We start from the raw sequence: 25,845 nt of genomic DNA on the forward strand, positions 1-25,845 counted from the left end.
ATGCGCGGATATCTCGCACGCAAGACCCTGGTCTACAGCCTGACCTTCGTCGTGGCGGTCACGCTGAACTGGCTGATCCCCCGGCTCATGCCGGGGGATCCGGTTCAGCGGATGGTGGCGCGCGCCGCCGTCCAGCACCCCGAGACGATCGCGTCGATGACCGACTACTACGAGCGCACGTTCGGCCTGGATCTGCCGGTCTGGCAGCAGTACCTGAACTACTGGGCCGCGCTGTTCCGCGGTGACCTGGGCACCAGCGTGTGGCTGTTCCCCGCGCCGGTGAGCGAGGTCGTGCTCGACGCCGTCCCGTACACGCTGGGCATCATGATCCCGGCCATCCTGCTCAGCTGGGTGGTCGGCAACAGCGTGGGCGCGATGGCGGCGCGCAGCCGCTGGCTCGACAACGTGGCCCTGCCCATCGGGTACCTGATCACGGCCATGCCGTACATGTGGTTGGCGATCCTGCTCGCGTGGGGCTTCGGCGTGGCGCTCGGCTGGTTCCCCGTGGCCGGCGGCTACGACTTCGGCCTGGTGCCGCAGTGGTCGTGGTCGTTCGCCCTGGACCTGCTGCAGCACTGGGTGCTGCCGTTCCTGTCACTGTTCCTGGTGGCGCTCGGCGGCTGGGCGATCGGGATGCGGAACCTGATCATCTACGAGCTCGAGTCGGACTACTCGAACTACCTCGCCGCGCTCGGCGCCCCGAAGCGGCTCATCCGGAAGTACGCGTTCCGCAACGCGATGCTGCCGCAGATCACCGGCCTCGCGCTGCAGCTCGGCACCATCCTGGGCGGTGCCCTGGTGACCGAGATCGTGTTCGCCTACCCGGGTCTGGGCAAGCTCGTGCTGTCCGCCATCCAGAACCAGGACTTCTTCCTGCTGCAGGGCACCCTGCTGTTCGTGGTGATCGGCGTGCTCCTGGCCAACTTCGTGATCGACATCGTCTACGTGCTGGTCGACCCCCGCACGCGGACCGGACTGACGGGGGCGACCGCATGAGCCGGAGGAGCAGCGGAGGGCGGGGGCCGAGGTGCGAGGCACCCGCCCGCAGCGGAGCCGCAGACTCAGGCGGAAGGAGAACGGCATGACGGCGACACAACCCACGGCGGCGCCCGGGACCGAGGCGGGCGAACAGCCCGCCGTGACCGGCCCGGCGGTGTCGGGCGGCCGCAAGGCACAGGGCGACGTGCGCGAGACCCTGTACTTCGCCCTGCGCAACCCCAAGGTGCTGATCGGCCTGGTGGTGGTGCTCGGGTTCCTGCTGCTCGGGCTGCTCGGCCCGCTGTTCCTGCGGCATGCGCCGATGGACTACGCCGGCCCGCCCATGGCGCCGCCGTCGGCGGACTTCCCGTTCGGCACGACGACGTTCGGCCAGGACGTCTTCGCGCAGTTCGTCGCGGGCCTGCGGTCCACGTTCCTCGTGGGCCTCCTGGGTGGCGGGGTCGCCGCAGTGATCGGGATGACCATCGGCTTCGTCGCCGGGTACCGCGGTGGTCTGATCGACGAGCTGCTCAACATGCTCACCAACGTGGTGCTCGTGATCCCCGGCTTCGTGGTGCTCATCATCATCAACGCCTACCTCGGCGTGCGGAGCGTCCCGATGCAGGCGCTGTACATCGGCATCTTCACCTGGCCCTGGGTGGCCCGCGCCGTCCGCTCGCAGACCCTGTCGCTACGCTCGCGCGACTTCATCGACCTGGCCCGGCTGTCCGGCGTGGGGGTGGGCACCATCCTGCGGCGCGAGGTGGCGCCCAACATGTACTCCTACCTCTTCATGACGTTCGTGCTGCTCTTCGGCGGGTCGATCCTGACGGCGGCGTCGCTCGACTTCATCGGGCTCGGACCCACCAACGCGATGTCGCTCGGCCTGATGATGAACCAGGCCGTGCAGTGGAGCGCGCTCCATCTGGGGTTGTGGTGGTGGTTCATCCCGCCAGGGCTCGGGATCACGCTCATCGTGGGCTCGCTCTACATCATGAACGTCGGCCTCGACGAGGTCTTCAACCCCAAGCTGCGGGAGATGTGACATGGCCCTGGCTGTGAACGACCTCAAGGTCTGGTATCGCACCCGCCGCGGTGACGTGAAAGCCCTCGACGGTGTCACCTTCGAGGTGGCGGACGGCGAGATCATGGGTATCGCCGGTGAGTCCGGCTGCGGCAAGACGACGCTCGGCAAGGCTCTGATCCGCCTCGACACGCGCATGAAGCACGTGGGCGGCACGGTGGTCCTCGACGACGACGAGCTGCCGTTGGCCGACGACGCCGCCATGCGCCGGCACCGCTACCGCGAGGTGTCCCTCATCCCGCAGTACGCGATGTCCGCGATGAACCCGACCCGCAAGATCGGCCGGATGATCCGCGACCTGCTCTCCGCGCACAACGTGCGGTACACGGAGGTGCTGCCCGAGCTCGAACGGCGTCTCAAGCTCGTCGGGCTCGAGACCGACGTGCTGGGGCGCTACCCGATCGAGCTCTCCGGCGGTATGAAGCAGCGTGTCGTCCTCGTGCTGTCCACGCTGCTGAACCCGTCGCTGCTGATCGGGGACGAGGTGACGTCAGCGCTCGACGTCTCCTCGCAGAAGGCGGTGGCGCGGGCGCTCGTCGAGTTCCGCGACCACGGCTTCGTGAAGTCGATGATCGTCATCACGCACGACATCTCCGTGCTGTTCCAGGTGGCCGACACCATCCTCGTCATGTACGCCGGGCACCTCGCCGAGAAGGCTCCCGCCAAGACGATCATCAGCGACCCCCTGCACCCCTACACCAAGATGCTCATCGGGGCGCTGCCCAAGGTCGGCGACCGCTACGAGGAGCAGCAGCTCGAAGGCATCGAGGGACGGCCGCCGTCGCTCCTCGAACCGCCCGCCGGATGCCGGTTCCGCGACCGCTGCCCCCTGGCGCACGACAAGTGCGCCGAGGCGCCACCCTTCCGCGAGGTGTCCGAGGGGCACCACGTCGCCTGCTGGGCGGTGAGCTGATGCTGACCCTCGACAACCTCGACAAGGTCTACCGGACCGGCACCTTCGGCACCTCCGACCTGCACGCCGTACGCCAGGTCAGCCTCGACGTGCAACGCGGCGAGGTGGTGTCGCTCATCGGGGAGTCCGGCAGCGGCAAGTCGACCATCGGCAAGATGGTGCTCCACCTGCTCGACTCCTCCGGCGGCACGATGACGTTCGACGGGCGGGACGTCACCAAGCTCGGGTTCCGCGCCCGCCGCGAGTACTACCGCAAGGTCCAGGGCGTGTTCCAGGACCCGTTCTCGTCCTTCAACCCCATCTACAAGGTGGACCGGACGTTCGAGACCCTCCGCAGGTCGTACTTCCCCCGGGTCACCGGCAGCGAGTGGCGCTCGCGGCTGGACGACGCGCTCGCCGCGGTGACGCTCGAGCCGGACGACATCCTCGGCAAGTTCCCGCACCAGCTGTCCGGCGGGCAGCTCCAGCGTCTGCTCATCGCCCGCGCCCTGCTGCTCGACATCGAGCTGCTGGTCGCCGACGAGATCATCTCCATGCTCGACGCCTCGACCCGCATCGACGTGCTCAACCTGCTGGGTGAGCTCAAGGGGCGCGGCCTGGGCATCCTGTTCGTCACGCACGACCTCTCGCTCGGCAACTACGTCTCCGACCGGGTGGTCATCCTCTACAAGGGACGCGTGGTGGAGCGGGGCGAGACGAGCGCCGTCTTCGACGACCCGCTGCACCCCTACACCCGGGACCTCCTGGCCTCGGTGCCACACCTGGACCGGACATGGGACGAGGTGGAGGCCGAGGAGGCGGAGCGCACCCAGCGCCTGGCGGGTCGCTGTCTCTACCACGAGGCGATCACGGCGCAAGGCCGGTCCCTGGGCGAGGAGGCGGACGCGGCGGACGGTGTGCCCGACGGCGTCGGCCTCGTCGAGTACGCACCCGGGCACTTCGTGGGGTGCTTCCGCAAGGCCGCGGAGGAGAAGTGCCCGGCAGCCACGTGAGCACGGGGTGAGGCGGCCGGTCGCGGGGTGAGTGTAGGAAAACGGGGTGTGTTGCTCTGCGTAGACGATGTCGACGCGGAGCAACACACCCCGTAGACCTAGTAGCTGCCCGAGGCCTGCAAGGTGCGGGCGCGGCTCCGGCTAGGCCCTGACCAGCACCGGGACGCCGGGGTCCAGGTCGGCGAGTCGCTCGAAGTCCGCGCTCGTGAGCCGGACGCAGCCGTTGCTCACCGCCTGACCCTGTCCGTCACCCACATGGAGAGCCGTGGCCGCGTAGTCGGTGCCGTAGAACCCGTCCAGGGCCTCGCTCTGCATCGAGAGGAACACCGACAGGCCGGTGTTCACCGCCTCCGTGACGGTGAAGACCTGGGTGAGCCCCAGCGGCGTCGGCGTGGCGTCGGCACCGACGGCGGCGGCCAGCTCGTCGCTGGTGCCGTCGGCGTGGTTGACGGTCACGGTGCGGTCGGACAGGTCGACCACCACCGACCGCATCTCCCGCTTCAGTACGACGTCGCTGTCGCGGAGCCAGCCCGCGGTCCCGTTGACCTTCTCGGGGTCGCGCGACGGCAGGGCACCGCGTCCGTACGGGACGAGCACCTTGACCCAGCCCGGCCGGCGGTCCAGCACGAGCCAGCGGGCCTCGGTGTCGTAGTAGATCGACTCGAGGGCGAGCACCGGCGGCTCGGTCACGTCGGGACGGGCCCAGGCCGGGATCCGGTCGTCCTTCGGCAGCGCCACCGAACCGGGCAGGCCCTTCAGGGATGCGGCCTTGGCCTGCGGCAGCCCGCGCGGCAGGATCTCGCCGATGTCCGGCCGGGGCAGGGACGGCAGGGAGTAGACGGCGGGGGTCGGCGTCGGGCTCGGCGTCGGGCTTGCCGACGGCGACGGGCTGGCGGACGGAGTCGCTGCCGCCACCGGTGCTGGCTCGTCGTCGGGCCGCAGGCCGACCCAGAGCGCGGTCCCGAGCAGTCCGACGGCGACGACGCCCGCCACCCACGGCCAGATGCGCGCGGCAGGCCCGCGGTGCCGGTCCGGTGCCGCCGTCGAGCCGCTGTGCGTCTCCGTCATGTCATCCCCTTCATGAGGTGCCGTCCAGGATCGAACGGTACCGGGTTGTAACACTTGTCCGATATCTTCGTGGTCGCCCGAACCTCTGCGTACCCGAACTGTTGCAGACGCAGCCGCCCGACAGCCCTCGACCAAGGAGAGATCCCGTGGCCCCCGCCGACCGGACGTTCCCCGTCACGACCGTCCCGACGCGCCGTTCCCGCAGACTGGTCCTCACCGGCGCGATCTCCGTCGCCCTCATCTCGACCGGGTCCGCGTACCTGGCGATGGTCCAGTTCGGCATCGACGTCCTCGCCATGAACCAGGGCACCGCGTACGCGACCGCGGGCGTCTTCGAGCTGTCTCTCGTCACCGTCGCCCTCCTGGCCCGCGAGGCCGCTCGGGACAACCGGCCCGGCGGCACCCTGCTCGCGCTGACCTGGGCCCTGTCGTCCGCGTCCGGTGTGTTCGCCGCGTGGCACGAGGCGTACATCGGCCACCCCGCCGGCGCTGTCCTGTTCAGGTTCATCGTGCCACTGCTCGCCGCTCTCATGTGGCACCTCGCACTGATCGGCGACCGGCACCTGGCGACCGGCACGTCCTGGTCGGCGATGCGGCAGTCCGCGCGCATGCACGCGCTCTTCCTGACCACGGAGGACCTGTTCCGGGCGCAGAGCCTGCACGACGGGTCACGGTCCGCCCGCCGTCGGCTCGCGCGGGCCGAGGCCGGCCGCCGCAGGGCGCGCTCCGTGGCACTGCGCACCGTCCCGCCCACGGAGATGCGGGCGCAGGTCGCCGCCTGGTGCGAGGCGCTCGCCGCGGTCGGGGACGGTACCGCCGACGTCGCTCGCCTGCACCTCGCCGACCGGCAGCGGCTGACCGGCATCCTCGTGAGCGACGAGCGCGTCGACGGCCGGGCGTCCGACACGCGGGGCGGCGCGCAGGACGGTGCCCCGGTAGGCGCGCCCGAATACGAGAGCCGGGCCGCTGACGCCGTCGCCGCTGAGTTCGCCGGCGGTCGCTCCGCCGCAGCCGGTCGGGACCAGGGTGCGTTCGACGAAGGCGTCTTCGACCGGGAGGGGTTCGACGAGGACCGGTTCGGCGAGGACGTGTTCGACGGCGAGGCGACGCGTCGGCCCGCCCGGGTCAGCGCCGCGCTCGGCACACCGCGGCAGGGCGTGAGCGAGCGGGCTCCCGCGCCGGACGTCGAGCCGGCGGAGCTGGGTGGCCCCGGGGCGCCCGTCGCGGAGCCGGCCGAGGCGGCGGCCCGCGCCACGGAGAACGTCCGGGAGGCGCTGCCCCCGCGGCGCAGGCCGCGTCGTGACACGCGGCTCGGGACGCACGACGCCGAACGGATGATCGACCTGCGCACCAAGGGCCGCACCGTACGGGAGGTCGCGGAGGAGGTCGGCGTCAGCGAGTCGACGGTGCGCAAGCGCCTGCGCGAGTACACGGCGACGGGCTCGATCCCGGTCGTCAGGGCCCGCTGACCCCGGCCGCCGAGCCCGCAGCACTCGTTCCTACTCCGTCGAGCCGGCGTGCGCGATGCTGCCCAGGGACCGCCAGATCAGGACCAGGGTGATCCCGGCGCCGACGAACCCGAACCAGAAGGGGGCGGCCAGCCCCCACTGTTCGGCGATGAGTCCGCCTATCGCGTTGCCGAGCAGGATCCCGCCGAAGATGCTCACCATGTTGAGCGAGCTCACTCGGCCCTGGAGCTCGATCGGGGTGGCGCGCTGGCGTACGGCGTTGGAGATCGCGCCCCAGATGAAGGCATAGGCGCCGAAGGCGAACATCGCGACGAGGGCGCCCCAGTGGGTCGTGTTGACGGCCAGGGCCAGGTGCCACAGCACCTCGCAGGTGAGGACCACGCGCATCAGGGTCGCGAACGGGACACGCCTCTGCAGCTTGTCGAAGATGAGCGTGCTGAACAGGCCGCCCACCGCTGAGGCGGTGGTCAGCAGGCCGAACTGGAGGGTGCTCATGCCGAGGTGCTCGGTCGCGTAGAGCACGAACACACCCATGGGCGCGGCGTAGGTCACGTTGAACGTGAGGATCGTCAGCATCAGCGTCCGCACGGCGGGGTTGCGCCATACCCAGCGCAGGCCCTCGGAGATGTCCTGGCGGATGTGCGTGCGGGTCGCGCGCGGGGGCACCGGCGTGACCACGATCCGCGACACCAGCAGGATCGCCAATGCGGCCGTGACGGCCTGGGCCACGAACGGCCACGCCGCGCCGGCGGCGAACAGGAAGGCGCCGAGGGGCGGCCCAGCGAGCTGGTTCGCCGTCACGAATCCGGCCATGAGCCGAGCCTGTCCGATCGCCAGGTCCTCCTTGGGGGTCACCATCGGCAGGAGTGTCTGGCTCGCGGAGTCGACGAACACCTCGGCCACGCCCAGGACGAGCATGACGACCAGGACGACGACGATGCCGGCGGTGCCCGTGACGATGAAAACGCAGAGCGCGACGATCACCGCGGCGCGCAGCCCGTTGGCGACCATCACCATGCGGCGGCGGTCCAGGCGGTCCGCCAGCGCGCCGGCCCAGAGGCCGAACACGAGCCACGGGAGCCGCTGGAGCATCGCGGCGAGCGCGACGAGGAAGGCGCTGTCGGTCTGCGAGGCGACCAGCAGGGGGCCGGCGGCCAGCGCTATGCCGTCGCCGATGTTGCTCGTCCAGGAGGACGTCACGAGCCAGCGGAACGACCGGCCCAGCCGGCGGGGAAAGACTGCCTCGAGGAGTGCGCTCACAAACGTTCGAGTCTAGGGACGGCGTCCAGACTTTTTTCCAGGAGCCGCGAAGGGCCGGCCGAGGGGGTGATATCGGCGACACCGGAAAAGGTGTTCCTCGGGCCCTGCGGGCACCTCGACCCGTATCGGCGGGAGAGTGCCCGCTGGGCGCGTCACTGGCGGAACCCTGCGGATCGGGGCGTGCGGCGCAGGCGATGCCGGGATCTCGACAACGTTTTAGTGACCCACGTCCCAACAGTTGGACGATCGTCCGACTCGGTGTTGACGTCCGCCGGGAACAGGTGCAGACTCTCACAAGACGGTGCGCATCGCCCGCCCCCTGCGCGGTGCGCACTGTCATACCCCGTCGGGCTCCGGCCCGTCTGCGAAGCCCCTTCGGACCCCCTGCCGAAGGGGCTCTTGCATTCTCCGGCGCATTCCCGACGCATGACCGACGCATTCCTGATGCGGGCCGTCCGCCCCTTCTGGCGCGTCCGGACCTCGGGTCGCCCGGGCGAACCAGGTCGGACACGCCCGGGAGTTCGGGGGCCCGGCGTGTCGCGCGGCGTGGCGTGCGGCCCTTGCGGACGCCACGCGGTTAGCGTGCTGGTGTGAACGCTGCACGCCGCCAGACCGCAGCCGCCTCCGAGATCTCGGCCGACCTGTCCGAGGAGTTCTCGGCCGCGCTGCAGGACGAGACAGTGGACCCGGCCACCGAGCTGGCCGCGTCGGAGGCCCCGGAGCCCATGCCGGACGGTGCCCGGGACCCCATGACCGAGTCGGTCGCGCGCTGGCGCGCCGGGCTGGTCCGGCTCGCCGGGGGATCCTCTCTGGCTGACGTCGGGCTGCTGGGCGAGGCGGTCATCGACCTGTCGACCGCACACCCCTCGGGTGTCGCCCAGCTCTTCGCGGGCCGTCCCACGCGCCTGTCCAACCTGGTGCGCGAGCCCGGTGCGCTGCCGAGCGCCCGGCGCCGGGCGCGGGCGGTCGCCGCCCGCTCCGCCGAGCACGCGCAGCGGTACGGGGTGTCGCCCACCTATCTGGCGATCGGTGTGGCCACGTGGACGGAGCGGCCGGCCACCGGCGGCAACCCGAACGACATGGAGGCCATCACCCGGGTGCTCGGCCCGGCGAGCGTGGCTCCCGCGCCCGAGCCGGACTCTGCCGACAGCCCTGCCGACGCCCCCGCCCTCACCGGGTCCGTCCCGATCGTGACGCTGGCCATGCCCTCCGGTCGCGCCGCGCCGTCGGACGACGACGAGCCGCGCGTGGTGCGCGCGCCTGTGCTGCTCCGACCGGTCATGCTCACGCCGCGCAGCGACGGCGAGGGCGACTACGACATCACCCTCGACTCCACCGTCGAGATCAACCCCGTGGTCGCGCGCACGCTGCGTGCCCACGGCGCCCTCATCGACCCGGCCGCGCTGGCCAGGGCGACGTTCACGCTCGCCGGCTTCAACCCGTCGGACGTGCTGGACCGCGTCGCGAGCCTCGGTTCCGCGGTGCTCGGCGACTTCCAGCTCGACCGGCGTGTCCTGGTGGGCACCTTCGTGCACCCGGGGCAGGTGCTGGTCGACGACCTCGACGAGCTCGCCCCGTCGCTCGGGCGGCACGAGGTGGTCTCGGCGCTCGGCGGCGTGGACAGCTCGGTCGCGAGCCTCGGGAAGGTGGAGCTTCCCGAACCCCGCGTGGGCGACGCCGACCCGGCGCACGAGCGCGGCGTCGGCGACCTGGACCCGCACCAGAGGCACGTCGTGGACGCGCTGGCCACGGGCAGCCACCTGTTCGTCGACGCGCCGGTCGGGTCGGACGTCGCGGGGACGCTGGCCGCCGTCGTCGCCGAGGCGAACGCGAGCGGCCGGTCCGTGCTGTACGTCCCGGGGCACCGCCGGGCCGCCGACGCGCTGGCCGCGCGGCTGGAGTCGCTCGGCCTGAGCGGACTGCTGCTCGACATCGCGCCGGTCCCGACCTGGCGCACCTCGACATCGCGCCGCCTGCTGGAAGCGATGGCGCCCGCCCAGGAGCGGATCGACGTCGACGAGGTGGCCCGCGTGCGGGACGCGCTGATCGGCTCGCGCGCGCAGCTCGCGGGCTACATCGGGGCGCTGCACCGGGTGCGGGACCCGTGGCGGGTCTCCGCCTACGACGCCCTGCAGGCGCTGGCCCGGCTCACGTCCGAGCGGCCGGCCCCGGCGACCCGCGTGCGGCTCGACCCGGAGACGGTGCTCGCGCTGGGCGCCGAGCGTCGTGCGGAGCTCGCCGCCGACCTCGAGCGGGTGGCCGACCTGGGCGCCTTCACGCTGAAGTCCTCGTCGAGCCCGTGGTTCGGCGCGCACATCCTGACCGACGACGACGCCCGGGCCGCCCTCGCCCGCGTCACGCGCCTGGGTGAGCAGACGCTGCCGGAGCTGCGCAAGCAGATCGAGTACGTGGCGCGGGTGACCGGTCTGGTCAAGGCGACCACCGCACGCCAGTGGGGCGAGCAGCTCGCCATGCTGGGCGGCATGCGAGGCACGCTCGACGTGTTCCAGCCGATGGTCTTCGAGCGGACGGCCGCGGACATGGTGCAGGCCACGGCCTCCCGTCGGGCCCGCGCCGAGCAGGGCATCGAGATGGGCTGGCTGGCGCGTCGCCGCCTGAAGCGGCGGGCCCGCGAGATGGTGCGCCCCGGCGTCCGGGTACCGGACATGCACGCGGCCCTCGTCGAGGTGCAGCGGCAGCGCGAGGTGTGGCAGGCGCAGTGTCCGCGTGGCGGCTGGCCGACGCTTCCCGAGGGCCTGGCGGCCGTCGAGGAGACGTACGAGGCGGTCCGGATCGACCTTGAGGCGCTCGAGCCCGTCCTGCGCTCGTCGCACGCGGGCGGCGGGCTGCTCGACCTCGACCTGTTCGCCCTGGTCCAGCGGCTCGCGTCCCTGGCGGAGACGGAGGACGCGCTGACCCCGCTGCCCGAGCGGACCGCCGTGCTGCGTCGTCTGCGCACGTCGGGTCTTGGCGAGCTGGTGGACGACCTCGGCGAACGCCGCGTCGAGACCGACCTCGTGGGGCCGGAGCTGGAGCTGTCGTGGTGGTCGTCGGTGTTCGAGCAGATCCTGGCCACCGAGCCCGATCTCGCGGGGCAGGACGGCGCGGGGCTGGACGCCCTCGCCGGACGGTTCCGCGAGCTCGACCGCCGGCACGTCGCCTCCCTGTCGGCGCCGGTCCGGGCCGCGGTGCGTGCCCACCTCGGCGCGGCGATGCGCGACGAGCGGGAGGACGCCGAGGCTCTCTATGCGGAGCTCGTCGACGGCGGCCTGAGCTCGATGCGCGACCTCGTGTCGGCGCACGGCTCGACCGTGCGACGCCTGCGGCCCACCTGGGTGTCGACGCCGACGATGGTGCCGCACCTGCTGCCCGCCGAGCGCAGCGCCGACCTGGTGATCCTCGACGCCGTCCAGCACGTGCCGGTCGAGGTGGTCGTGCCGGCGCTGGCGCGCGGGCGCCAGATCGTCGTGGTCGGCGACCCGCGGTCGGCGTCGGGCACCGCGGTGCGGGACCTGGCACGCCTGCTGCCACGGGTCACGCTGCAGCCCGAGCCCGCGCGGCGGGACCCGCAGCTGACGGGACTGCTGGCCGCGCACGGTTACGAGGGCATCATGCGGCCCGCGCCCGTGCCGCGGACCGAGGCGCTCGTGCACTTCTCGCTGGTGGACGGGACCGGGATGCCCGACCCGGTCTCCGGCACCGTCGAGTCGACGCAGGCCGAGGTGGAGCGGGTGGTCGACCTCGCCATCGAGCACGCGATGACCCGGCCCGAGGAGACCTTCGGGATCGTCACAGTCACTGCCGCGCACGCCGACCGCATCCGTGAGCGGCTGCTCGCCGAGGTGCGGGCCAACCCCGCGCTGGCGCCGTTCTTCGCTGGGTCGCGGCCCGAGCCGGTGGTGGTCGCCGACGTCACGGGCGTGGCCGGCCTGGCGCGCGACACGATCGTGCTGACGCTCGGCTTCGGGCGGACGCCGCACGGCCGCGTGCTGCACCGGTTCGGCGTGCTGGGCGAGGGCGGCGGCGACGCGATGCTGCTCGGCTCGTTGGGCGCGGCGCGCAAGAGGTTGCACGTGGTGTCGTGCTTCCCGGCCTCCGACCTCGACCCGGAGCGGCTGCGCGGCCCGGGGCCGCAGATGCTGGCCAAGGTGCTGTCGTTCGCCGAGGAGCGCTCGGGGCTCGCCGACCAGGTGGAGATCGGCAACGGGGTGGACGTGGCCCGGTCCGTCGACCGCCTGGTCGTGGACCTGGGGGAGCGGCTCTGGCGCTCGGGTCTCGTGGTCGAGACCGACTACGGCCTGCCCGGCGGCGACCGGATCCCGCTCGCGGTGGGGCATCCGGACCTTCCCGGCGAGCTGCTCGTCGCGGTGCTGACCGACGACGCCGCCTACGTGGCCGAGCCCTCCATCCGGGTGCGCGACCGGCAGCTCGCCGAGCAGCTCGAACGACTCGGCTGGGTGGTCGCGCAGGTGTGGTCGGCCGCCGCGTTCCTTGACCCGGACGCCGAGGCGGAGCGGGTGCGGCGCGTGGTGATGGCCGTCCGCGACGCGCGGGTGGGCGTCTCCGGCGGCGTGCCGCCGGCGGCGGAGCTGGTGGTTCCACAGGTGCTGGACGACTGACCGGTCGGGCCGGGGTGCCGGGGTGCCGGGGCGCTCGGGTGCTCGGGTGATCGGGTGTTCGGGTGATCGGTGCGGTGCCCGGGCGAGGAGTGGCTTGGTGGCGGGCCTGACGTTGCTTCGACGGCGTTGCCTCGGTGGCGGGCCTCGGTGGCGAGCCTCGGTGACAGGGCAGGGCGACGGTGCCTCGATGACATCGGTCGGTTGGTTCGAGATCGGTCGGTTGCCATGAGATCGGTCGGTTAATTGACCGATCTCATGGCAACCGACCGAAGTCGTTTGCTTCGCGGGTGCGACGGACCGAAGTCGTTTGCTTCGCCGGTGCAACCGACCGAACCTGCTCGGGGTTGCGCGGGACTCTTGGTAAGTTGTAACTTACCGTTCGTGGGAACTTACCGAGTGCACCGAGTCGACGCTTCTGGCAGTGTCGCCGCTCCCGCTCGCGCTCCCGACGTCGCTCCCGCGGTCGCCGCCGACGGCGCTCCCGGCGGCACGCCCGCTGCCGCGCCCGGCGGAGGCGCAGGCGCCGAACCCGGGGCCGAACCGGGCGCCCGGCGCGGCGAGTTGCAGCTCGATGCGCTCGGTGACGCGCGGCGCCGGGACATCGTCGCTCTGCTGGCCGACGGAGCGATGTCCGTGGGCATGCTCGCGGAGCGGCTGCCGATCAGCCGGCCTGCGGTGTCGCAGCACCTCAAGGTGTTGAAGAACGCCGGGCTCGTCCGCGATCACGCGGAGGGCACGCGGCGGCTCTACGGCCTCGATCCGAGCGGTCCCGCCGACGTGCGCGCCTACCTCGATCGCTTCTGGAACAACCACCTGGCCGCATTTGCCGAGTACGTCAGCGAGGACGCCGTCCGACGGCGAAGTGGAGCGCCGCCCCGTCAGCCGACGCGCGGCGACGAACCGGAGAGGAACCGATCATGAGCGAGTCCCGGACCTACGCGCCCGTCGTGGCGGAGGTGACCGTACCGGCCGGCTTGGCGCGGGCGTTCGAGCTGTACACCGTGGAGCAGGCGTCATGGGTGACGGAGGGGCACTGGCTGGGGGACGAGCGGCCCGCAGCGATCGTGTTCGAGCCGACCACGGGCGGTCGCTGGTACGAGCGGCAGCCCGACGGCACCGAGTGCGACTGGGGCAGGGTGCTCGAATGGGACGCCCCCGAACGGCTCCTCCTCGCCTGGATGATCGGCGGCGACTGGCAGTTCGATTCCGACGTCGAGCGGGCGAGCCGCGTCGAGATCACGTTCACCGAGGTGGCGGCGGGCCAGACGGTGCTGCGCGTGGTGCACAGCGCGTTCGAGGCGCACGGTGACGGTGGCGAATCGGTCGCCCGTGGTGTCGGCTCGGTGAGCGACGGTTGGCAGGCGGACCTGAACGGGCTCGTGGCGTTCGCCACGACGTGACCGGACGTAGGTCGCACGGGGTCACAATGGAGGTGTGAGCGAGCCTGTGACCACGCCGACCGGCCCAGCGCAGCCGGCCGACCCTGCATCGAGCGCTGACACCCCGCGACGGCGGGGTCCCCGGCGTGCCGTGCGCCGGGGGACCGAGCGCGAGGCAGTGCTCGGTGTGAGTGCCGACGAGCGCCCGGCCGGCTGGGGCGAGGGGTCTGACGGCGCCGGGTCGGCCGACTCCGGGCACGGCTCGAACGACGATCAACTCCGCAGGGACGTCCCGCCGCACTGGGGCTGACCGCGCGTGGTCGGCGCTACGTCGGCTGATCGGTAAAAGGTCAGGTGGTCGGCAGTCCGAGCTGCCGACCACCTGACCTTTTACCGATCACCCGTGACGGGCGCTACGGGTGCTACGCCACCGCAGCGCGCGCGGATGCTGGTGTGCGCGTCAGTTGGGCTGGGACGGCGACTGGGCGCCGGACTGGACGCGCAGCAGGTCGCGGATCTCGGTGAGCAGCACGACCTCCTCGGCGGCGGCCTCCTCGACGACCTCCTCCGAGGACTTGCGCAGGGACTTCAGCTTGTTGATCGGGAGCATCACGAAGAAGTAGATCGCCGCCGCGATCAGCACGAACATGATGAGGCTCTGGATGAACACGCCGATCGGGAACTCGGTGGACGAGCCGCGCCAGTTGGGGATGCTGAAGGCGATGCCGCTGAAGTTGGGTGCGCCGACCAGCCAGCCGACGAGCGGCATGATGAAGCCGTTGACGAGACCCTGGATGACCCCGGAGAAGGCCGCGCCGATCACGACGGCGACCGCGAGGTCCAGCACGTTGCCGCGCATGATGAATTCCTTGAAACCCTGAAGCATGTGTGTCCCCTGCTGTTGTTCATGTCTGGTCACGGGCCGCCGGGACCGGCCCGGTCAAGGATTCTGCGGTTCGATCGCGGCTTCCGCACCTTGAACGGACATTCTGCAGAATTGCGGCACTATTTGCCCCGCTATGCCCGGGTGCTGGATGCACGGCGGCCGCCGCCCTACGGCACGAGCACCGCCGTCACCGAGCCCCAGCCCGAGACCGCCGACAGCTCCGGCGCGTCCTCCGGGGTCACGGCGACGAGCGTGACGGGCCGGTCGCCGTCCGACGCGGGTCCGAGCAGGCCGCCTGCTGCCTCCGGGGCGCGCTGGGCTGGGACCGGCAGCACCAGCGCACCGCGGGCGAGGTACTGGGGCGCTCCGGTCGGTTCGCTGCCCGACGTCGTCCCGGCCAGCAGGTCCACCCGGTCGCCGGGGCGCAGGAGGGCCGCGACGGCGTCGTCGGACAGGCGGACCGGAACCACGACGGTGCCCCGCGGGGCGGCGGAGGAGACGCCGTCGTCGGAGACGAGGGTCGCGTGCAGCGGCGCTCCAGCAGGCAGCCCGACGACCGTCGAACGGCCCAGCAGCCCGTGCACGGTGCGCATCGCGTCGGGCGGCGCGAGCGTTGCGGCGACGGCACGCACGATGACGTCGTCCCGGGTCAGCTCCGTGCCGGCCGCGACGGGACGGGCGGTGACCGCGACGTCCACCGTCGGTGGGGGCGGCGGGCGCAGGAGGTGGACCGTCAGCGCGACCGCGAGACCGAGCACGGCGGCCGCCAGGGCGAAGCGCCAGCGCCACACGATGCGCCGCACGCGCCGGACCACCGCCGAACGGGGCCGAGCCGCACGTGGTTGACCAGTACGGGACCGACCAGGACGTGGCTGACCTGGACGTGCCTGACCAGGACGTGGCTGACCAGGACGTGGCTGACCTGAACCGGCCCGGCCGGGCCGAGCACGGGTCAGCAGGCCGCCGACTCCCACGGGACGGTCGGAGGGCGGAGCGGTCCCGTCCGCCCGGTCCCATGGCGTGCGCGCCCCAGGACTGGACGGCGGGTCGTGGCGCGCGGCCGGTTCGGCGATCGTGTCGAGAAGTCCCATGCGGCGACGTTATGCAGCAGGGGAGGGGGTGCGGCGCCGCCATCGGGCAGCCTGTGCACGACGGACGAGAATCGGCACCTGTGGTCGGGCTCGTATCGCTGGCGGCCCGGTGAAGGGGTCCGCATGACCGGTCAAACGATTCTGACGAGGACGAGGACGAGCGCGAGAACGCGGGCGGCCCGGCGGGCTCCGCGAGTTCGGTCCGCTGCGTCAGCTGATGCACAACTTCGGTCGGTTGATCTGAGATCGGTCGATCGACGGACCGATCTCAGATCAACCGACCGAAGCGACAGCCTCTCGGCAGCGACCGACCGATCTGAGCTACCAGCGGCCGGTCGGGTCAGGCCGAGGCGGCCTTCGCGGCGCTCGACCCGCTCGACGACGAACCAGAGGAACCTGAGGAGCTCGAAGAGCCCGACGAGGACGATCCGGAGCTGTCCGAGGACGAGCCGCCGGACGAGCTCGAGGAGGACGACGAGTCCGAGGAGGACTCCGACTTGCCCGGCTTCACGGTGCTGGTCGTGGACGTGCTGCGCGAGTCCGTGCGGTAGAAACCGGAGCCCTTGAAGGTGACGCCCACAGAGCTGAACACCTTTCGCAGCTTGCCCTGGCACTCGGGGCAGATGGTCAGCGACTCGTCGCTGAACTCCTGGTGGATGTCGAACGCGTGGCCGCAGTCGGCACACCGGTACGCGTAGGTGGGCACGTGCACTCCTCTTGGACGTCAGGCCGGGCGGGGCGTCGCGCGCCTGCTGGAACCGGCTCTGGCACTCGGGGTTTCCGAGTGCCAATAGTAACGGTCGAGCGGCGGGGGATAGTCCCAGGATCTCCTGAGTGTGTTCACTCGAGTGCGTTCACTCAAGCACAGGGGCGGACGGTAGTCTCCACTGCGTGTCCGCGACCACTTCCGCCGAGCCCGTAGAGCCCGCCGAAACAGCCACCTCCGACGGTGCGCGACCCACCAAGCCACGTCGAACTCGTACCTCCCGTGTCCGCCGGCTCATGGTCGGCACAGCAGTCGTCCTGGTGCTCGTCCTGGTCGCTCTGACGACCTTCGCCTGGCTGACCGCGCGCCGGCCGCTCCCGGAGCACTCCGGAGAGGTGCAGGTCGAGGGACTCAGCTCGGACGTGCGCGTCAGCCGCGACGCCCAGGGCGTCCCACAGATCTACGCGGACTCGGCCGAGGACCTCTTCCGCGCGCAGGGCTTCGTGCACGCGCAGGACCGCTTCTTCGAGATGGACTACCGCCGGCACGTGACCGCGGGCCGTCTGGCCGAGCTCGTGGGCAACAACGCGGACGCGATCCAGGCCGACATGGTCATCCGCACGTTCGGCTGGCGGCACGTCGCGGAGGAGGAGTTCAACATCCTCGACGACACGACGCGGCAGTACCTCCAGGCCTACGCGGACGGCGTCAACGCCTACCTCGCGAACCGCAGCCCCGCCGAGACGGCGGTGGAGTACACGGTGCTCGACGTCAGCGTCGAGGTGAACGAGCCGGAGCCGTGGGACCCGATCGACTCGCTCGCCTGGCTCAAGGCCATGGCATGGGACCTGCGGGGCAACTACCAGGACGAGCTCGACCGCGCCCTCGCCTACAGCAGGCTCGACGACGCGTCGCGCGTCGCCGAGCTCTTTCCCGCGTACTCGGGCACGGGCAATGCGACGATCCTCGACCCCGCCGAGGCGGGCGTCCCTCAGGCGACGCAGCAGACCCAGGCGACCCAGACGTCGTCGGGCACCGAGGACGTGTACGGGAGCCCGGACCTCGACAGGGCCCTGGACTCGGCGCAGCAGGCGCTGGACGCCGTACCGGTGCAGATCGCACGGGGTGAGGGCACCGGGTCGAACTCGTGGGCGGTGTCGGGCAAGTACACGGAGTCGGGCAAGCCGTTGCTCGCGAACGACCCGCACCTCGACCTCGCCGCCCCCGGCATCTGGGCACAGGTGGGCCTGCACTGCAACGAGGTGGGTCCTGAGTGCCCGTTCGACGTGTCCGGGTTCTCCTTCTCGGGGTTCCCCGGTGTGATCATCGGGCACAACGCGGACATCGCCTGGGGCCTGACGAACATGGGCGCCGACGTCACCGACTTCTTCATCGAGCGGGTCCGCAACGACACGTACCTGCGCGGGGCGGACAAGTGGGTCCCGATGGAGAAGGAGACCGAGGTCATCCGGGTCGACGGCGGCAGCCCGGTCGACCTGGAGGTCAGGCGAACCGTGCACGGCCCGATCGTCTCGTCCGTCATGGACGAGGAGACGATGGAGGCGGTGCGCAACTCGCCCACCGAGGCCGGCACGGAGCTGGGCCAGTACGAGATCTCGCTGCAGTGGACCGCGCTCGAGCCCGGCCGCACCGCCGACGCCGTGTTCGAGATGAACCGCGCGAGGACGCCCGCGGACATGAAGGCAGCCGCCGTCAAGTTCGAGGTCCCGTCGCAGAACATCGTCTTCGCCACCACGGACGGACACATCGGCTACCAGGCGCCGGGCAAGATCCCGGTGCGCGCCAGCGTCCCCGGCGCGGTGGAGTCCGACGGCACCTGGCCGCGCCCGGGCTGGGACGCCCGCTACGACTGGACCGGCTATGTGGCGCCGGAGCAGATGCCCGGCGTCGTGGACCCCAAGGAGGGCTTCGTCGTCGCGGCGAACCAGGCGGTGCTGCCCGGCGGGTCCGGGCCGTTCCTCACCCGCGACTGGGACTACGGGTACCGGTCCGAACGCATCCGCACGCTGATCAGCGATCGGATCGCGGAGGGCCGCAAGCTCACGGCCGCCGACATGGCGGAGTTCCAGATGGACCAGTGGAGCGTGTTCGCCGAGACGCTGGTGCCGGTGCTGCTCGAGGTCGAGCTCCCAGCGGGCTACGACTCGGACGGCCAGAGGCTCCTCGCGGAGTGGGACGACTACTCCATGGATCCGGACTCCGCGGCCGCCGCCTACTTCGCGGCCGTGTGGCGCAACCTCCTGGAGATGACGTTCAACGACGAGCTGCCGCAGTCCATGTGGCCCGACGGCGGCAGCCGCTGGCTGGCCGTGATCCAGGGCATGCTCGACAACCCGAACGACGCGTTCTGGGACGACAACTCCACGGTGGCAGTCGTGGAGAGCCGTAACCAGGTGCTCACGGAGGCGCTGGTCAGCGCGCGCCAGGACCTCACGGTCGAGCTCGGCAAGGACACCAGCGACTGGGAGTGGGGCACGCTCCACCAGCTCAGGCTGGAGCACCTGGTGCTCGGTGGGTCCGGTGTCCCGGCGCCCTTGGCGGCGTACATGAACCCGGCACCGGTCAAGGTCGGTGGTGGTACCTCGATCGTGAACGCCACCGCCTGGGACGCGGCCAGCGGCAGCTTCGACGTGACGAGCGGTCCGTCGATGCGGATGGTCGTCGACCTCGCGGACCTCGACGCCTCCACCTGGGTCGTCGTGACGGGCACGTCCGCGCACCCGGCGTCCGCCCACTACGACGACCAGCTCGAGGCGTGGGCGAACGGGGAGACCTTCCCGTGGCCGTCCACCCCTGAGGCGGTGGCCGCCGCGCAGGAGGACGAGCTGATCCTCACGCCGTGAGGTGGTAGGCCCCTGCTGCCCCGGCCTTCCCGGGGCAGCAGGGGTGACTACAACCCGCCGAGCAGGCGCCAGTCGGTGGTCGTCGCCACGGCGTGGACCAGGACGTCGTGCTCCTCGCGGGGGAGCGGGTGGTCGGCGGCGTCGTACACCTCTTCGGGGAAGACGACGGCGACGACCTTCGCGCCCGGCCGCAGGTGCGCGAGCGCGCGGTCGTACCAGCCGCCACCCTGCCCGAGCCGCACCCCACGGGTGTCGACGGCGATGGCCGGCGCCAGGACGACGTCCGCCAGCTTGATGGCGTCGGTGCCCAGCGTGGGGCCGCCGGGCTCGGGCGGGCGGCCCGGAGCGCGTTCGAGGAGGTCGTCCGGGCCGGTGTAGTCGGCCCAGTCGCGGGCGAGCCCTGCCCCGAGGACGGGGAGCAGCACACGGACGCCCCGGCCCGTGAGGCGGTCCAGGAGCGGGAGCATGCCGGGTTCGGCACTGCGTGCCGCATAGGCGGCGACACATCCCGCGTCGCGAACCTCAGGAATTGACTCGATGATGTCCGCTAGCGACTCCGCCGCCTGCGCCCGTTGCCGGGCCGACCTGTGGCCGCGCTGTGCGCGGATCGCGCGGCGGAGCTCCTCCTTGGCGTCACCTGTCTCCATACCGGGTAGGACGGGGTAAGGCTGTGGCGTCGGGACAGAGATGCCGCTCATGACCGCTATTGTGCCAAGACTCCGAGACAAGATTGTTACGAACAGCGTACGAAGAAGGCGAGAACATGACCGAGCGGCTGCTCGACGGGTCCCAGACCACCGAGCGTGGTAGACCCTCTCCAACGCGGGGATTCGTCATGGGACGTGGCAAGGGGCGAACGATGATGCCGTCGAGCAAGGCGGACGCGCCAGAAGGCGCGACGGGAAAATTTGGTAAGGGGTGGACGGTGGCCAAGCCATGGCCAGTGACGCTGCGTGAGGACACGCCGGCGGGCACAGTCGTGCTGCGGCCGCTCCGGCGACGGGATGCGAGCGACTGGGCCCGGCTCCGGGCCGAGAACGCGGCCTGGCTGGAGCGCTGGGAGGCGACGGCGCCCGGCGCGAACCGGTACATCGCCTCGACGTTCGGTGAGTACGTGCGCTCGCTGTCCGCGCAGGCGCGGGCCGGGACGTCACTGCCGTTCGGCGTGGAGCTCGATGGCGCGCTCGTGGGCCAGCTGACGGTCTCCTCCATCACCTGGGGATCGATGTGCTCGGCGAGCATCGGGTACTGGGTCAGCCAGAGCGTCGCCGGGCGGGGTGTGATCCCCACGGGTGTCGCCATGGCCACCGACTACGCCTTCTTCCTGGGCCTGCACCGCATCGAGATCAACATCCGGCCCGAGAACAAGCCGAGCCTGCGGGTGGTCGAGAAGCTGGGTCTGCGGGACGAGGGTGTGCGCGAGCGCTTCCTGCACATCCAGGGCCAGTGGCGGGACCACCGCACCTTCGCGATCACTCGCGAGGAGGTCCCCGGGGGCCTGCTGGCGCGCTGGCAGCGCCTGCGGGACGCGCCCTGACGGCAGGACACGCCGCGCGCGGTGCGGCTGGGCGTGGCAATGCTCGCCTAACGTCGTGTCGTGGAATCGACTGCAGGACTGACGGCAGCAGCGCTGTTCGTCCTGTGGTGGGGCTACTGGCTGCCAAGCCTGGTGCGCCACCGGTCAGAGCTCGCCGACTCGCGGGTGACCGACCGGTTCTCGGTAGGGCTGCGCATCGTCGCGATGAGTGGCTCCGGACGGAAAGGAGGGGCGATGGTTACTGACGGCAAGCCGCGGGGGACCGCGCAGGGCGTGCCGCGCGTCGCCCGCCCGACCCCGAAGGGGCACCCGCTCCAGATCATGGTCCGCGGCCGACCGCTGACGGCGGAGCGCATCCGCCGGGTGGAGCGGCGGGCGCGCCGGGCCGCACGGGCGCGGCGTCGCCTGATCGTCTCGGCGATCCTGCTGGTGTGCAGCGTCACCGCCTGGGCGCTCGTCGGCCTCGACCGGCTGCACTGGGGCATGGCCGTCGCGTCGTCGGCCATGCTGCTGTTCGTGCTCTTCCTGGGCCGCCGAGCAGCCCGTGCGGCACGGCGGGCGGACGCGCGGTGGCAGGCGACGGTGCGGGCCGCGCGGCAGCGTGCCACGCAGGCGCGCGTCCTCGCGAACGGCGGCCCGTACGCGCCGCGCAACCGGGTGCAGGTCACCGGTCTGGCTACCCACGGCTCGAGCACGGAGACGCAGGCGATCCCACGGGTCGCCCGCAAGGACGTGCTCGACGAGATCCTCGACGGCCCGGCGAAGCCGAAGGTCATCGAGGTTCCGGTCGAGGAGGCCGCAGACCCGAAGGTGAAGGCTGAGCGTGCGGCGGAAGCCACGGAGCCGGCGCCGGCGAAGCGGGACGGGGTGCCGAGCGGGCGCGCCTGGGAGCCGGTTCCGGTCCCGCTGCCGACCTACGTGACCAAACCTGCGGCGCCACAGCGGCAGCCGGCGGCGCTGCCGTCGTCGTCGACTGCGTCCACGGGCTCGACGGCGCCGTCCGGCCCGACGGCGACCGCTCCTGGCCGGCCGACAGGTGCCGGTGCGGGTCTGCCGCCGTCGGTGCCCGTGTCCGGCTCCGCGCCGGCCGGGTCCGACCCGGTCGCCGAGGACGAGCTCATGCGGGGTGAACCGCCGCGTATGAAGTCGGAGACGCTGGGCAAGCCGCTGGAGGAGATCCTGGCGCGACGCCGGGCGGCTGGGTGACCGTGATGGTGGACGTCGCGCGGGTCACAGGTCCGTGACCCGCGCGACACCCGAAGAAGTTGCGGATCACCTGAGGTGAAGTGCTACTCTTCTGCAGTCCGAGGGGCTATGGCGCAGTTGGTAGCGCGCTTCGTTCGCAATGAAGAGGTCGGGGGTTCGAATCCCCCTAGCTCCACAGATGGAAACCCCGCTTGATCAGAGCAGATGCTCCGGTCAGGCGGGGTTTCTCCATTGGTAGGGAGCGCTCCTCCTCCGTCCGGGGTCCACGGGGCACCCGACCGTTGTTCAGGACTGTGGTTGGTGTTCCTCGTGCCCGGCGGCCTCGCGCAGCAGGGCGTCGGCATCCGTGGCGATCCCGCGCAGGAGGGCGATGACGACCGCCTCGATCTCCTCCGGACTCATCGGATCGGCGCCGAGCAGCAGCCGGTAGAAGACGAGAGAGCTGAGGGCGTCGACAACGAGCGGCAGATCGACCTCACTTCTGAGGTCGCCACGCTCGCGTGCCTCGAACAAGGTTCGGTGGACCGCCTGTCGCGGAGGGTCGAGCACAGCCTCCGTCAGGTGCTGGTGCGCGGAGGGGTCGTCGCCGCCCTCGGCGATGAGCTGAGCGAGCGTGCCCGCCCCGAGGCGGCAGAACGCATCGGTGGTCAGTACTAGACATTCGTGCAGGTCACACAGGGTGCAGCCGGTGCTCGGCGCTCCGATCCTGCCGAGACGGTCCTCCAGGACGGCAATGGTCAACCGGTATCGGTTGGGCCAGCGCCGGTAGACCGCGGTCTTGCTGACGCCGGCCCGTCGGGCCACGTCCTCGATGACCACGCCGCGGTATCCCTGCTGGTCCAGGACCTCGGCGGTCACCTGGAGCACTGCCGCGTCGATCTGCGCGTCCCGGGGGCGGCCCCTGCCGGTAGTCATGGCAGCCACGATATCTTAGAATGAATACGAAACGTACCGTAGCGTAAAAGAAGGTTCTCGTATCGGTCTTCCGGGGGCTCCGGACCGCCCGCATCGAAGAGGAACCGCACGCCGCCGCCGACGCCGCCGCCGAACGCTTGAGGGAAATGGATCGGTGTCACGGCTGACGACGAAAACTCCGCACCTCCTGGAAGGAGACCTGGCATGGAAGCGAAACCCGTTCCCAGCGCGTTCGACACCGTGAAGAACGACCGAACCGTTCAGTTCGGTGAGCGTCAGATCTTCATCACCCCAGCCGTAGAGAAGAGCGACGGAGGCCCGCTGAGCGCCTACTCGGCGCATTTCGGCCGCGGCGAACGCGCAGACCTGCCGGCACCGTATGAGGAGGTGTGGGTCGTCATGCGCGGCTCGCTCCGGATTCGCAGCCGCGGCAGGGAGATCGTGGTGGACGCCGGCGGCTTCGTCCAGGTTCCCGAACACTCACCGGGCGAGCTGGAAGCGATGGACGACACCGTCCTCGTGTGCGTCTCCGTCCCGGCACACTGACGAGGCGGCCGTGCGTGCGGCGGCCGAGGAGGCTGGACTGAACGTCCCGGCGGTGCAGGGCTACCTCACGACAGAGTTCGGTTGAAGCGGCAGGAGGTCGGTCGAGACCCAGGACGTCGCCTTTCCGCACGGTTCCTTTCCGAAATCCGGCTCAAGCCGGCTGATCATCACCAAGTAACGGCCCTGGCGGGCCTCCACACGATCGCCGCCGTAGGGAAACACCTCGAGCAGTTCGGTGTAACCGTCGTCCGACTGATTGACCAGGCACAGTTCCTGCTCGCTGCCGGTTTTCACCGACGTCCAACCCTCAGACGTGGCGAACGCCTGACGGTAGAAGTCGAGAACGGCCGGCAGCGATCCGTCCTGGACGTCAATCACCTGTTGACGAGAACGGACCGGATCGTCATCGTCCTGGCCCGTGTCCGTCGCGAGGATCGCGGCCGACTCGGGGACGGGAACCTCGTCGGGGTAACCGAAGTTGGCGCCATATATCGGAGAGCAGGCAACCAGGGCACCGAGCATCGATGCGGCGAGTGCACGGTGAGCAACTGCAAGGTATGACGGGGCCACACTGCATGCTAGACGCGGTGCTCCGACGTGCAGCACCGCAACGAGAGATCGAGTCGGTCGCCCTCGCACCTCCAGGTCTACCGCAGTGCTGAGCCGATCGACGACCAGGTCCCGTACTTCCCCGTGGTCGAACCCGACTCAGCCTTGCTGGGCCACCGACATTCGGCGCAGCCATCGCTCCCACGGAGGCGAGTCCTGCCAGTTGAGCCGCAGCGTGCGCCACGCGCGATCGAGCCGCCGACGTCGTTGGCGCCGACCGTGCAGGCTGCGCGCGGACACGCCCACCCGCCACGAGCGGTAGAGCCGTATACGGTGCCGCGGACCGAGGCGGAACGCCAGGTCGAGGTCGTCGTGCACCTCGGCGTCGTCTCGCACGACCTCTCGGCGTACGGCTCGCCAGGTTTCGGAGCGCATCGCCATGCACGAGCCCCACAGGGCCGTGTGCCCGAGCGCGAGGTGCCCGAGCACGTAGTACGCCCCCAGGTAAGCCACGGCTGCGGCGACCCGCACGCCCCGCGGCGCGTCATAGAAACTGCCGGTCCCCGTGAGAGCGTCGAGACCCGGTTCCGCGGCCATTCGTTCCACCACCGTCTCCACCCACCGCGGGCCGGGCCGGGAGTCGGCGTCGAGCCGCGCGATGACGGTGCCCTTCGCGGTGTCGTAACCAGTCGCTGCGGCGGCGGGGATCCCGACGCTGGGTTCGGCAACGACCACGGCGCCCCACCGGTGCGCCACTGCAGCAGATGCGTCGGTCGAGGCGTTGTCGACCACGACGATCTCGAGCGGGGCCACGGTCTGGCGGGCGAGCAGTGCCAGGCAGGTGTCGAGCGCGGGCGCGTCGTTGCGCACCGGGATCACCACGGACACCGTCGGCGCGAGGTCAGGTGTCACGTCCGCGCCCCCATGCCTGGTCCTGGGCTGCCAGGGCGAGACCGGCGAGCATCGCGCCGGACAGGCCGAAGGCGAGGTCGGCGACAGTGTCCGAGTATCCGACGTCGATGCCTTCGTCGAGGTAGGTGTGGCCGACCCACTCGCCCACCTCCCACACGATCGCACTCAGCGCCCCGACCGCGGTGGTGATCGCGACCAGTCCTGCCGTCGCTCGCCCGGGGTGCGGGCCCACCTCCAACAACTGCCAGCGGATCATGATGATGACACCGACGACTGCGACGAGGCCGGTGCACACCGCGTGGACGAGGAGATCGAGCCACGGCACGGCCTCGTACCACCCGAGCTGGGACGCCCATGCCGCCAGCAGAAGGCTGGAACCGAAACAGAGGTCGAGGGCAGCCGGCAGACGCAGGAACCTCGGGACGAGGACTCCGCCGAGGACGAGGAAGAACAACGCGCCCGCGACGCCTCCGAAAGCCACGATGCCGACGGCGAGGCTGCCGACTGCCGCTGCACGCACCACGTCGCCCGGCACGAGGCCGCGTTCGGCGGTACGACGAGGCACGGGCCCTCCCGCAGGGATCGAAACATGGTCCTTCAGTGTCACCCTGCGGCCGACCACACGCACGAGCGCCTACGACGCGGGCTCGGCTGACCATCGGGCTCCTGTCACGAAGGGGCGGGCGGCCCGGGGGCGACGGGTGCCTCCTGGATCGTCCCCGGTCGTCTCGCTACCGGCCCGCACCGACGGTCTAGGTGTGATGTCCAGGGACGTTGTTCAGTCGGCTGATGGGTGGTTGGTTGCCGATCGCTGAGTGGGTGCGGTGGTGGTTGTAGAAGTGAAGCCAGCCCGGTAGTTCGGTGCGGCGTT

The 25,845-nt window shown here is 71.1% G+C and carries 23 protein-coding genes, 1 tRNA gene and 1 pseudogene; 14 read left to right on the forward strand and 11 right to left on the reverse strand.

Translation table 11 applies throughout. The annotated features are described in order from the left end of the window. From LUU90_RS20675 to LUU90_RS20690, 4 genes are all read left to right on the forward strand, one after another. Positions 1–996, forward strand: a complete 996-nt coding sequence (locus LUU90_RS20675) for an ABC transporter permease (RefSeq protein WP_275005781.1) — start codon at positions 1–3, stop codon at positions 994–996. A gap of 85 nt (positions 997–1,081) precedes the next feature. Next, on the forward strand, positions 1,082–2,023 hold the full coding sequence (locus LUU90_RS20680; protein WP_275005783.1) for an ABC transporter permease: 942 nt from the start codon (positions 1,082–1,084) through the stop codon (positions 2,021–2,023). Between the two features lies 1 nt (position 2,024). Further along, complete coding sequence (locus LUU90_RS20685) at positions 2,025–2,975, forward strand: ABC transporter ATP-binding protein (RefSeq protein ID WP_275005785.1); 951 nt, start codon at positions 2,025–2,027, stop codon at positions 2,973–2,975. After that, a complete protein-coding gene (locus LUU90_RS20690) occupies positions 2,975–3,967 on the forward strand; it encodes an ABC transporter ATP-binding protein (RefSeq protein WP_275005787.1) in 993 nt (330 codons plus the stop codon). Before LUU90_RS20685 ends, LUU90_RS20690 begins: the two co-directional genes overlap by 1 nt. A gap of 141 nt (positions 3,968–4,108) precedes the next feature. Here LUU90_RS20690 and LUU90_RS20695 read toward each other — a convergent pair whose 3' ends face one another. Then, the gene (locus LUU90_RS20695; protein WP_275005789.1) at positions 4,109–5,035 is read right to left on the reverse strand and encodes a L,D-transpeptidase; all 927 of its coding nucleotides are present in this window, start codon (positions 5,033–5,035) and stop codon (positions 4,109–4,111) included. A gap of 146 nt (positions 5,036–5,181) precedes the next feature. Here LUU90_RS20695 and LUU90_RS20700 point away from each other — a divergent pair, with 146 nt between their 5' ends. Beyond that, positions 5,182–6,504, forward strand: a complete 1,323-nt coding sequence (locus LUU90_RS20700; protein WP_275005790.1) for a helix-turn-helix domain-containing protein — start codon at positions 5,182–5,184, stop codon at positions 6,502–6,504. Between the two features lie 30 nt (positions 6,505–6,534). Here LUU90_RS20700 and LUU90_RS20705 read toward each other — a convergent pair whose 3' ends face one another. Next, positions 6,535–7,764, reverse strand: coding sequence for an MFS transporter (locus LUU90_RS20705; protein ID WP_275005791.1), 1,230 nt, complete (start codon positions 7,762–7,764; stop codon positions 6,535–6,537). A 590-nt stretch (positions 7,765–8,354) separates the two neighbouring features. On the opposite strand from LUU90_RS20705, the gene LUU90_RS20710 reads away from it, so the two are divergent. The 4 genes from LUU90_RS20710 to LUU90_RS20725 all read left to right on the forward strand — a co-directional run bounded on the left by LUU90_RS20710 (position 8,355) and on the right by LUU90_RS20725 (position 14,072). Beyond that, a complete protein-coding gene (locus LUU90_RS20710; RefSeq protein ID WP_275005793.1) occupies positions 8,355–12,383 on the forward strand; it encodes a hypothetical protein in 4,029 nt (1,342 codons plus the stop codon). Between the two features lie 381 nt (positions 12,384–12,764). Then, entirely contained in the window at positions 12,765–13,304 is a 540-nt protein-coding gene (locus LUU90_RS20715) for an ArsR/SmtB family transcription factor (protein ID WP_275005795.1), read from the forward strand. After that, positions 13,301–13,783 (forward strand): SRPBCC domain-containing protein, encoded by a 483-nt coding sequence (locus LUU90_RS20720; RefSeq protein ID WP_275005796.1) that lies wholly within the window; start codon positions 13,301–13,303, stop codon positions 13,781–13,783. Before LUU90_RS20715 ends, LUU90_RS20720 begins: the two co-directional genes overlap by 4 nt. A 34-nt stretch (positions 13,784–13,817) precedes the next feature. Next, entirely contained in the window at positions 13,818–14,072 is a 255-nt protein-coding gene (locus LUU90_RS20725; protein WP_275005798.1) for a hypothetical protein, read from the forward strand. Between the two features lie 150 nt (positions 14,073–14,222). Here LUU90_RS20725 and mscL read toward each other — a convergent pair whose 3' ends face one another. The 3 genes from mscL to LUU90_RS20740 form a co-directional block, all read right to left on the reverse strand. Continuing rightward, on the reverse strand, positions 14,223–14,648 hold the full coding sequence (gene mscL, locus LUU90_RS20730) for a large conductance mechanosensitive channel protein MscL (protein WP_275005800.1): 426 nt from the start codon (positions 14,646–14,648) through the stop codon (positions 14,223–14,225). A gap of 167 nt (positions 14,649–14,815) precedes the next feature. Continuing rightward, positions 14,816–15,451 carry an RcpC/CpaB family pilus assembly protein gene (locus LUU90_RS20735; protein ID WP_275005802.1) on the reverse strand — a complete coding sequence of 212 codons (636 nt, stop codon included), beginning with the start codon at positions 15,449–15,451 and terminating at the stop codon, positions 14,816–14,818. A gap of 628 nt (positions 15,452–16,079) precedes the next feature. Next, positions 16,080–16,445, reverse strand: coding sequence for an FmdB family zinc ribbon protein (locus LUU90_RS20740; RefSeq protein WP_275005803.1), 366 nt, complete (start codon positions 16,443–16,445; stop codon positions 16,080–16,082). A 296-nt stretch (positions 16,446–16,741) separates the two neighbouring features. Between LUU90_RS20740 and LUU90_RS20745 the strand changes: the two genes are divergently transcribed. Then, positions 16,742–19,309, forward strand: coding sequence for a penicillin acylase family protein (locus LUU90_RS20745; RefSeq protein WP_275005829.1), 2,568 nt, complete (start codon positions 16,742–16,744; stop codon positions 19,307–19,309). A gap of 47 nt (positions 19,310–19,356) precedes the next feature. Here LUU90_RS20745 and LUU90_RS20750 read toward each other — a convergent pair whose 3' ends face one another. After that, complete coding sequence (locus tag LUU90_RS20750; protein WP_275005804.1) at positions 19,357–20,007, reverse strand: 5-formyltetrahydrofolate cyclo-ligase; 651 nt, start codon at positions 20,005–20,007, stop codon at positions 19,357–19,359. A 227-nt stretch (positions 20,008–20,234) separates the two neighbouring features. On the opposite strand from LUU90_RS20750, the gene LUU90_RS20755 reads away from it, so the two are divergent. The 3 genes from LUU90_RS20755 (at position 20,235) to LUU90_RS20765 (ending at position 22,227) form a co-directional block, all read left to right on the forward strand. Continuing rightward, on the forward strand, positions 20,235–20,846 hold the full coding sequence (locus LUU90_RS20755) for a GNAT family N-acetyltransferase (RefSeq protein WP_425596275.1): 612 nt from the start codon (positions 20,235–20,237) through the stop codon (positions 20,844–20,846). Between the two features lie 60 nt (positions 20,847–20,906). Continuing rightward, the gene (locus LUU90_RS20760) at positions 20,907–22,052 is read left to right on the forward strand and encodes a hypothetical protein (RefSeq protein WP_275005805.1); all 1,146 of its coding nucleotides are present in this window, start codon (positions 20,907–20,909) and stop codon (positions 22,050–22,052) included. A gap of 102 nt (positions 22,053–22,154) precedes the next feature. After that, positions 22,155–22,227: transfer RNA gene (locus LUU90_RS20765), tRNA-Ala, on the forward strand. Between the two features lie 110 nt (positions 22,228–22,337). Here LUU90_RS20765 and LUU90_RS20770 read toward each other — a convergent pair. Further along, complete coding sequence (locus LUU90_RS20770) at positions 22,338–22,967, reverse strand: TetR/AcrR family transcriptional regulator (protein ID WP_275005806.1); 630 nt, start codon at positions 22,965–22,967, stop codon at positions 22,338–22,340. 204 nt (positions 22,968–23,171) lie between these two features. Between LUU90_RS20770 and LUU90_RS20775 the strand changes: the two genes are divergently transcribed. Continuing rightward, positions 23,172–23,513: a cupin gene (locus LUU90_RS20775; RefSeq protein ID WP_275005807.1), complete on the forward strand. Its 342-nt coding sequence runs from the start codon at positions 23,172–23,174 to the stop codon at positions 23,511–23,513. 60 nt (positions 23,514–23,573) lie between these two features. On the opposite strand, the gene LUU90_RS20780 is transcribed toward LUU90_RS20775, so the two are convergent. The 4 genes and pseudogenes from LUU90_RS20780 to LUU90_RS20795 all read right to left on the reverse strand — a co-directional run. Continuing rightward, positions 23,574–24,035, reverse strand: a complete 462-nt coding sequence (locus LUU90_RS20780) for a hypothetical protein (protein WP_275005809.1) — start codon at positions 24,033–24,035, stop codon at positions 23,574–23,576. Between the two features lie 186 nt (positions 24,036–24,221). After that, positions 24,222–24,974 (reverse strand): glycosyltransferase family 2 protein, encoded by a 753-nt coding sequence (locus LUU90_RS20785; RefSeq protein ID WP_275005810.1) that lies wholly within the window; start codon positions 24,972–24,974, stop codon positions 24,222–24,224. Further along, complete coding sequence (locus tag LUU90_RS20790) at positions 24,964–25,539, reverse strand: hypothetical protein (RefSeq protein WP_275005811.1); 576 nt, start codon at positions 25,537–25,539, stop codon at positions 24,964–24,966. Before LUU90_RS20790 ends, LUU90_RS20785 begins: the two co-directional genes overlap by 11 nt. Positions 25,540–25,726: 187 nt before the next feature. Then, positions 25,727–25,845 (reverse strand): annotated as a pseudogene (locus LUU90_RS20795) (IS481 family transposase); the annotation flags it as partial.

This window comes from Promicromonospora iranensis (assembly GCF_028994775.1).
Classification (GTDB): Bacteria; Actinomycetota; Actinomycetes; order Actinomycetales; family Cellulomonadaceae; genus Promicromonospora; species Promicromonospora iranensis_A.

Excerpts from the sequence above, each read along its gene's own strand:
- LUU90_RS20680 (WP_275005783.1), top strand. The coding sequence starts at position 1,082 with ATGACGGCGACACAACCCACGGCGGCGCCCGGGACCGAGGCGGGCGAA.
- LUU90_RS20720 (WP_275005796.1), top strand. The coding sequence starts at position 13,301 with ATGAGCGAGTCCCGGACCTACGCGCCCGTCGTGGCGGAGGTGACCGTA.
- LUU90_RS20745 (WP_275005829.1), top strand. The coding sequence starts at position 16,742 with ATGGTCGGCACAGCAGTCGTCCTGGTGCTCGTCCTGGTCGCTCTGACG.
- LUU90_RS20770 (WP_275005806.1), bottom strand. The coding sequence starts at position 22,967 with ATGACTACCGGCAGGGGCCGCCCCCGGGACGCGCAGATCGACGCGGCA.
- LUU90_RS20690 (WP_275005787.1), top strand. The coding sequence starts at position 2,975 with ATGCTGACCCTCGACAACCTCGACAAGGTCTACCGGACCGGCACCTTC.
- LUU90_RS20675 (WP_275005781.1), top strand. The coding sequence starts at position 1 with ATGCGCGGATATCTCGCACGCAAGACCCTGGTCTACAGCCTGACCTTC.
- LUU90_RS20750 (WP_275005804.1), bottom strand. The coding sequence starts at position 20,007 with ATGAGCGGCATCTCTGTCCCGACGCCACAGCCTTACCCCGTCCTACCC.
- LUU90_RS20685 (WP_275005785.1), top strand. The coding sequence starts at position 2,025 with ATGGCCCTGGCTGTGAACGACCTCAAGGTCTGGTATCGCACCCGCCGC.
- LUU90_RS20695 (WP_275005789.1), bottom strand. The coding sequence starts at position 5,035 with ATGACGGAGACGCACAGCGGCTCGACGGCGGCACCGGACCGGCACCGC.
- mscL (WP_275005800.1), bottom strand. The coding sequence starts at position 14,648 with ATGCTTCAGGGTTTCAAGGAATTCATCATGCGCGGCAACGTGCTGGAC.
- LUU90_RS20780 (WP_275005809.1), bottom strand. The coding sequence starts at position 24,035 with ATGCTCGGTGCCCTGGTTGCCTGCTCTCCGATATATGGCGCCAACTTC.
- LUU90_RS20775 (WP_275005807.1), top strand. The coding sequence starts at position 23,172 with ATGGAAGCGAAACCCGTTCCCAGCGCGTTCGACACCGTGAAGAACGAC.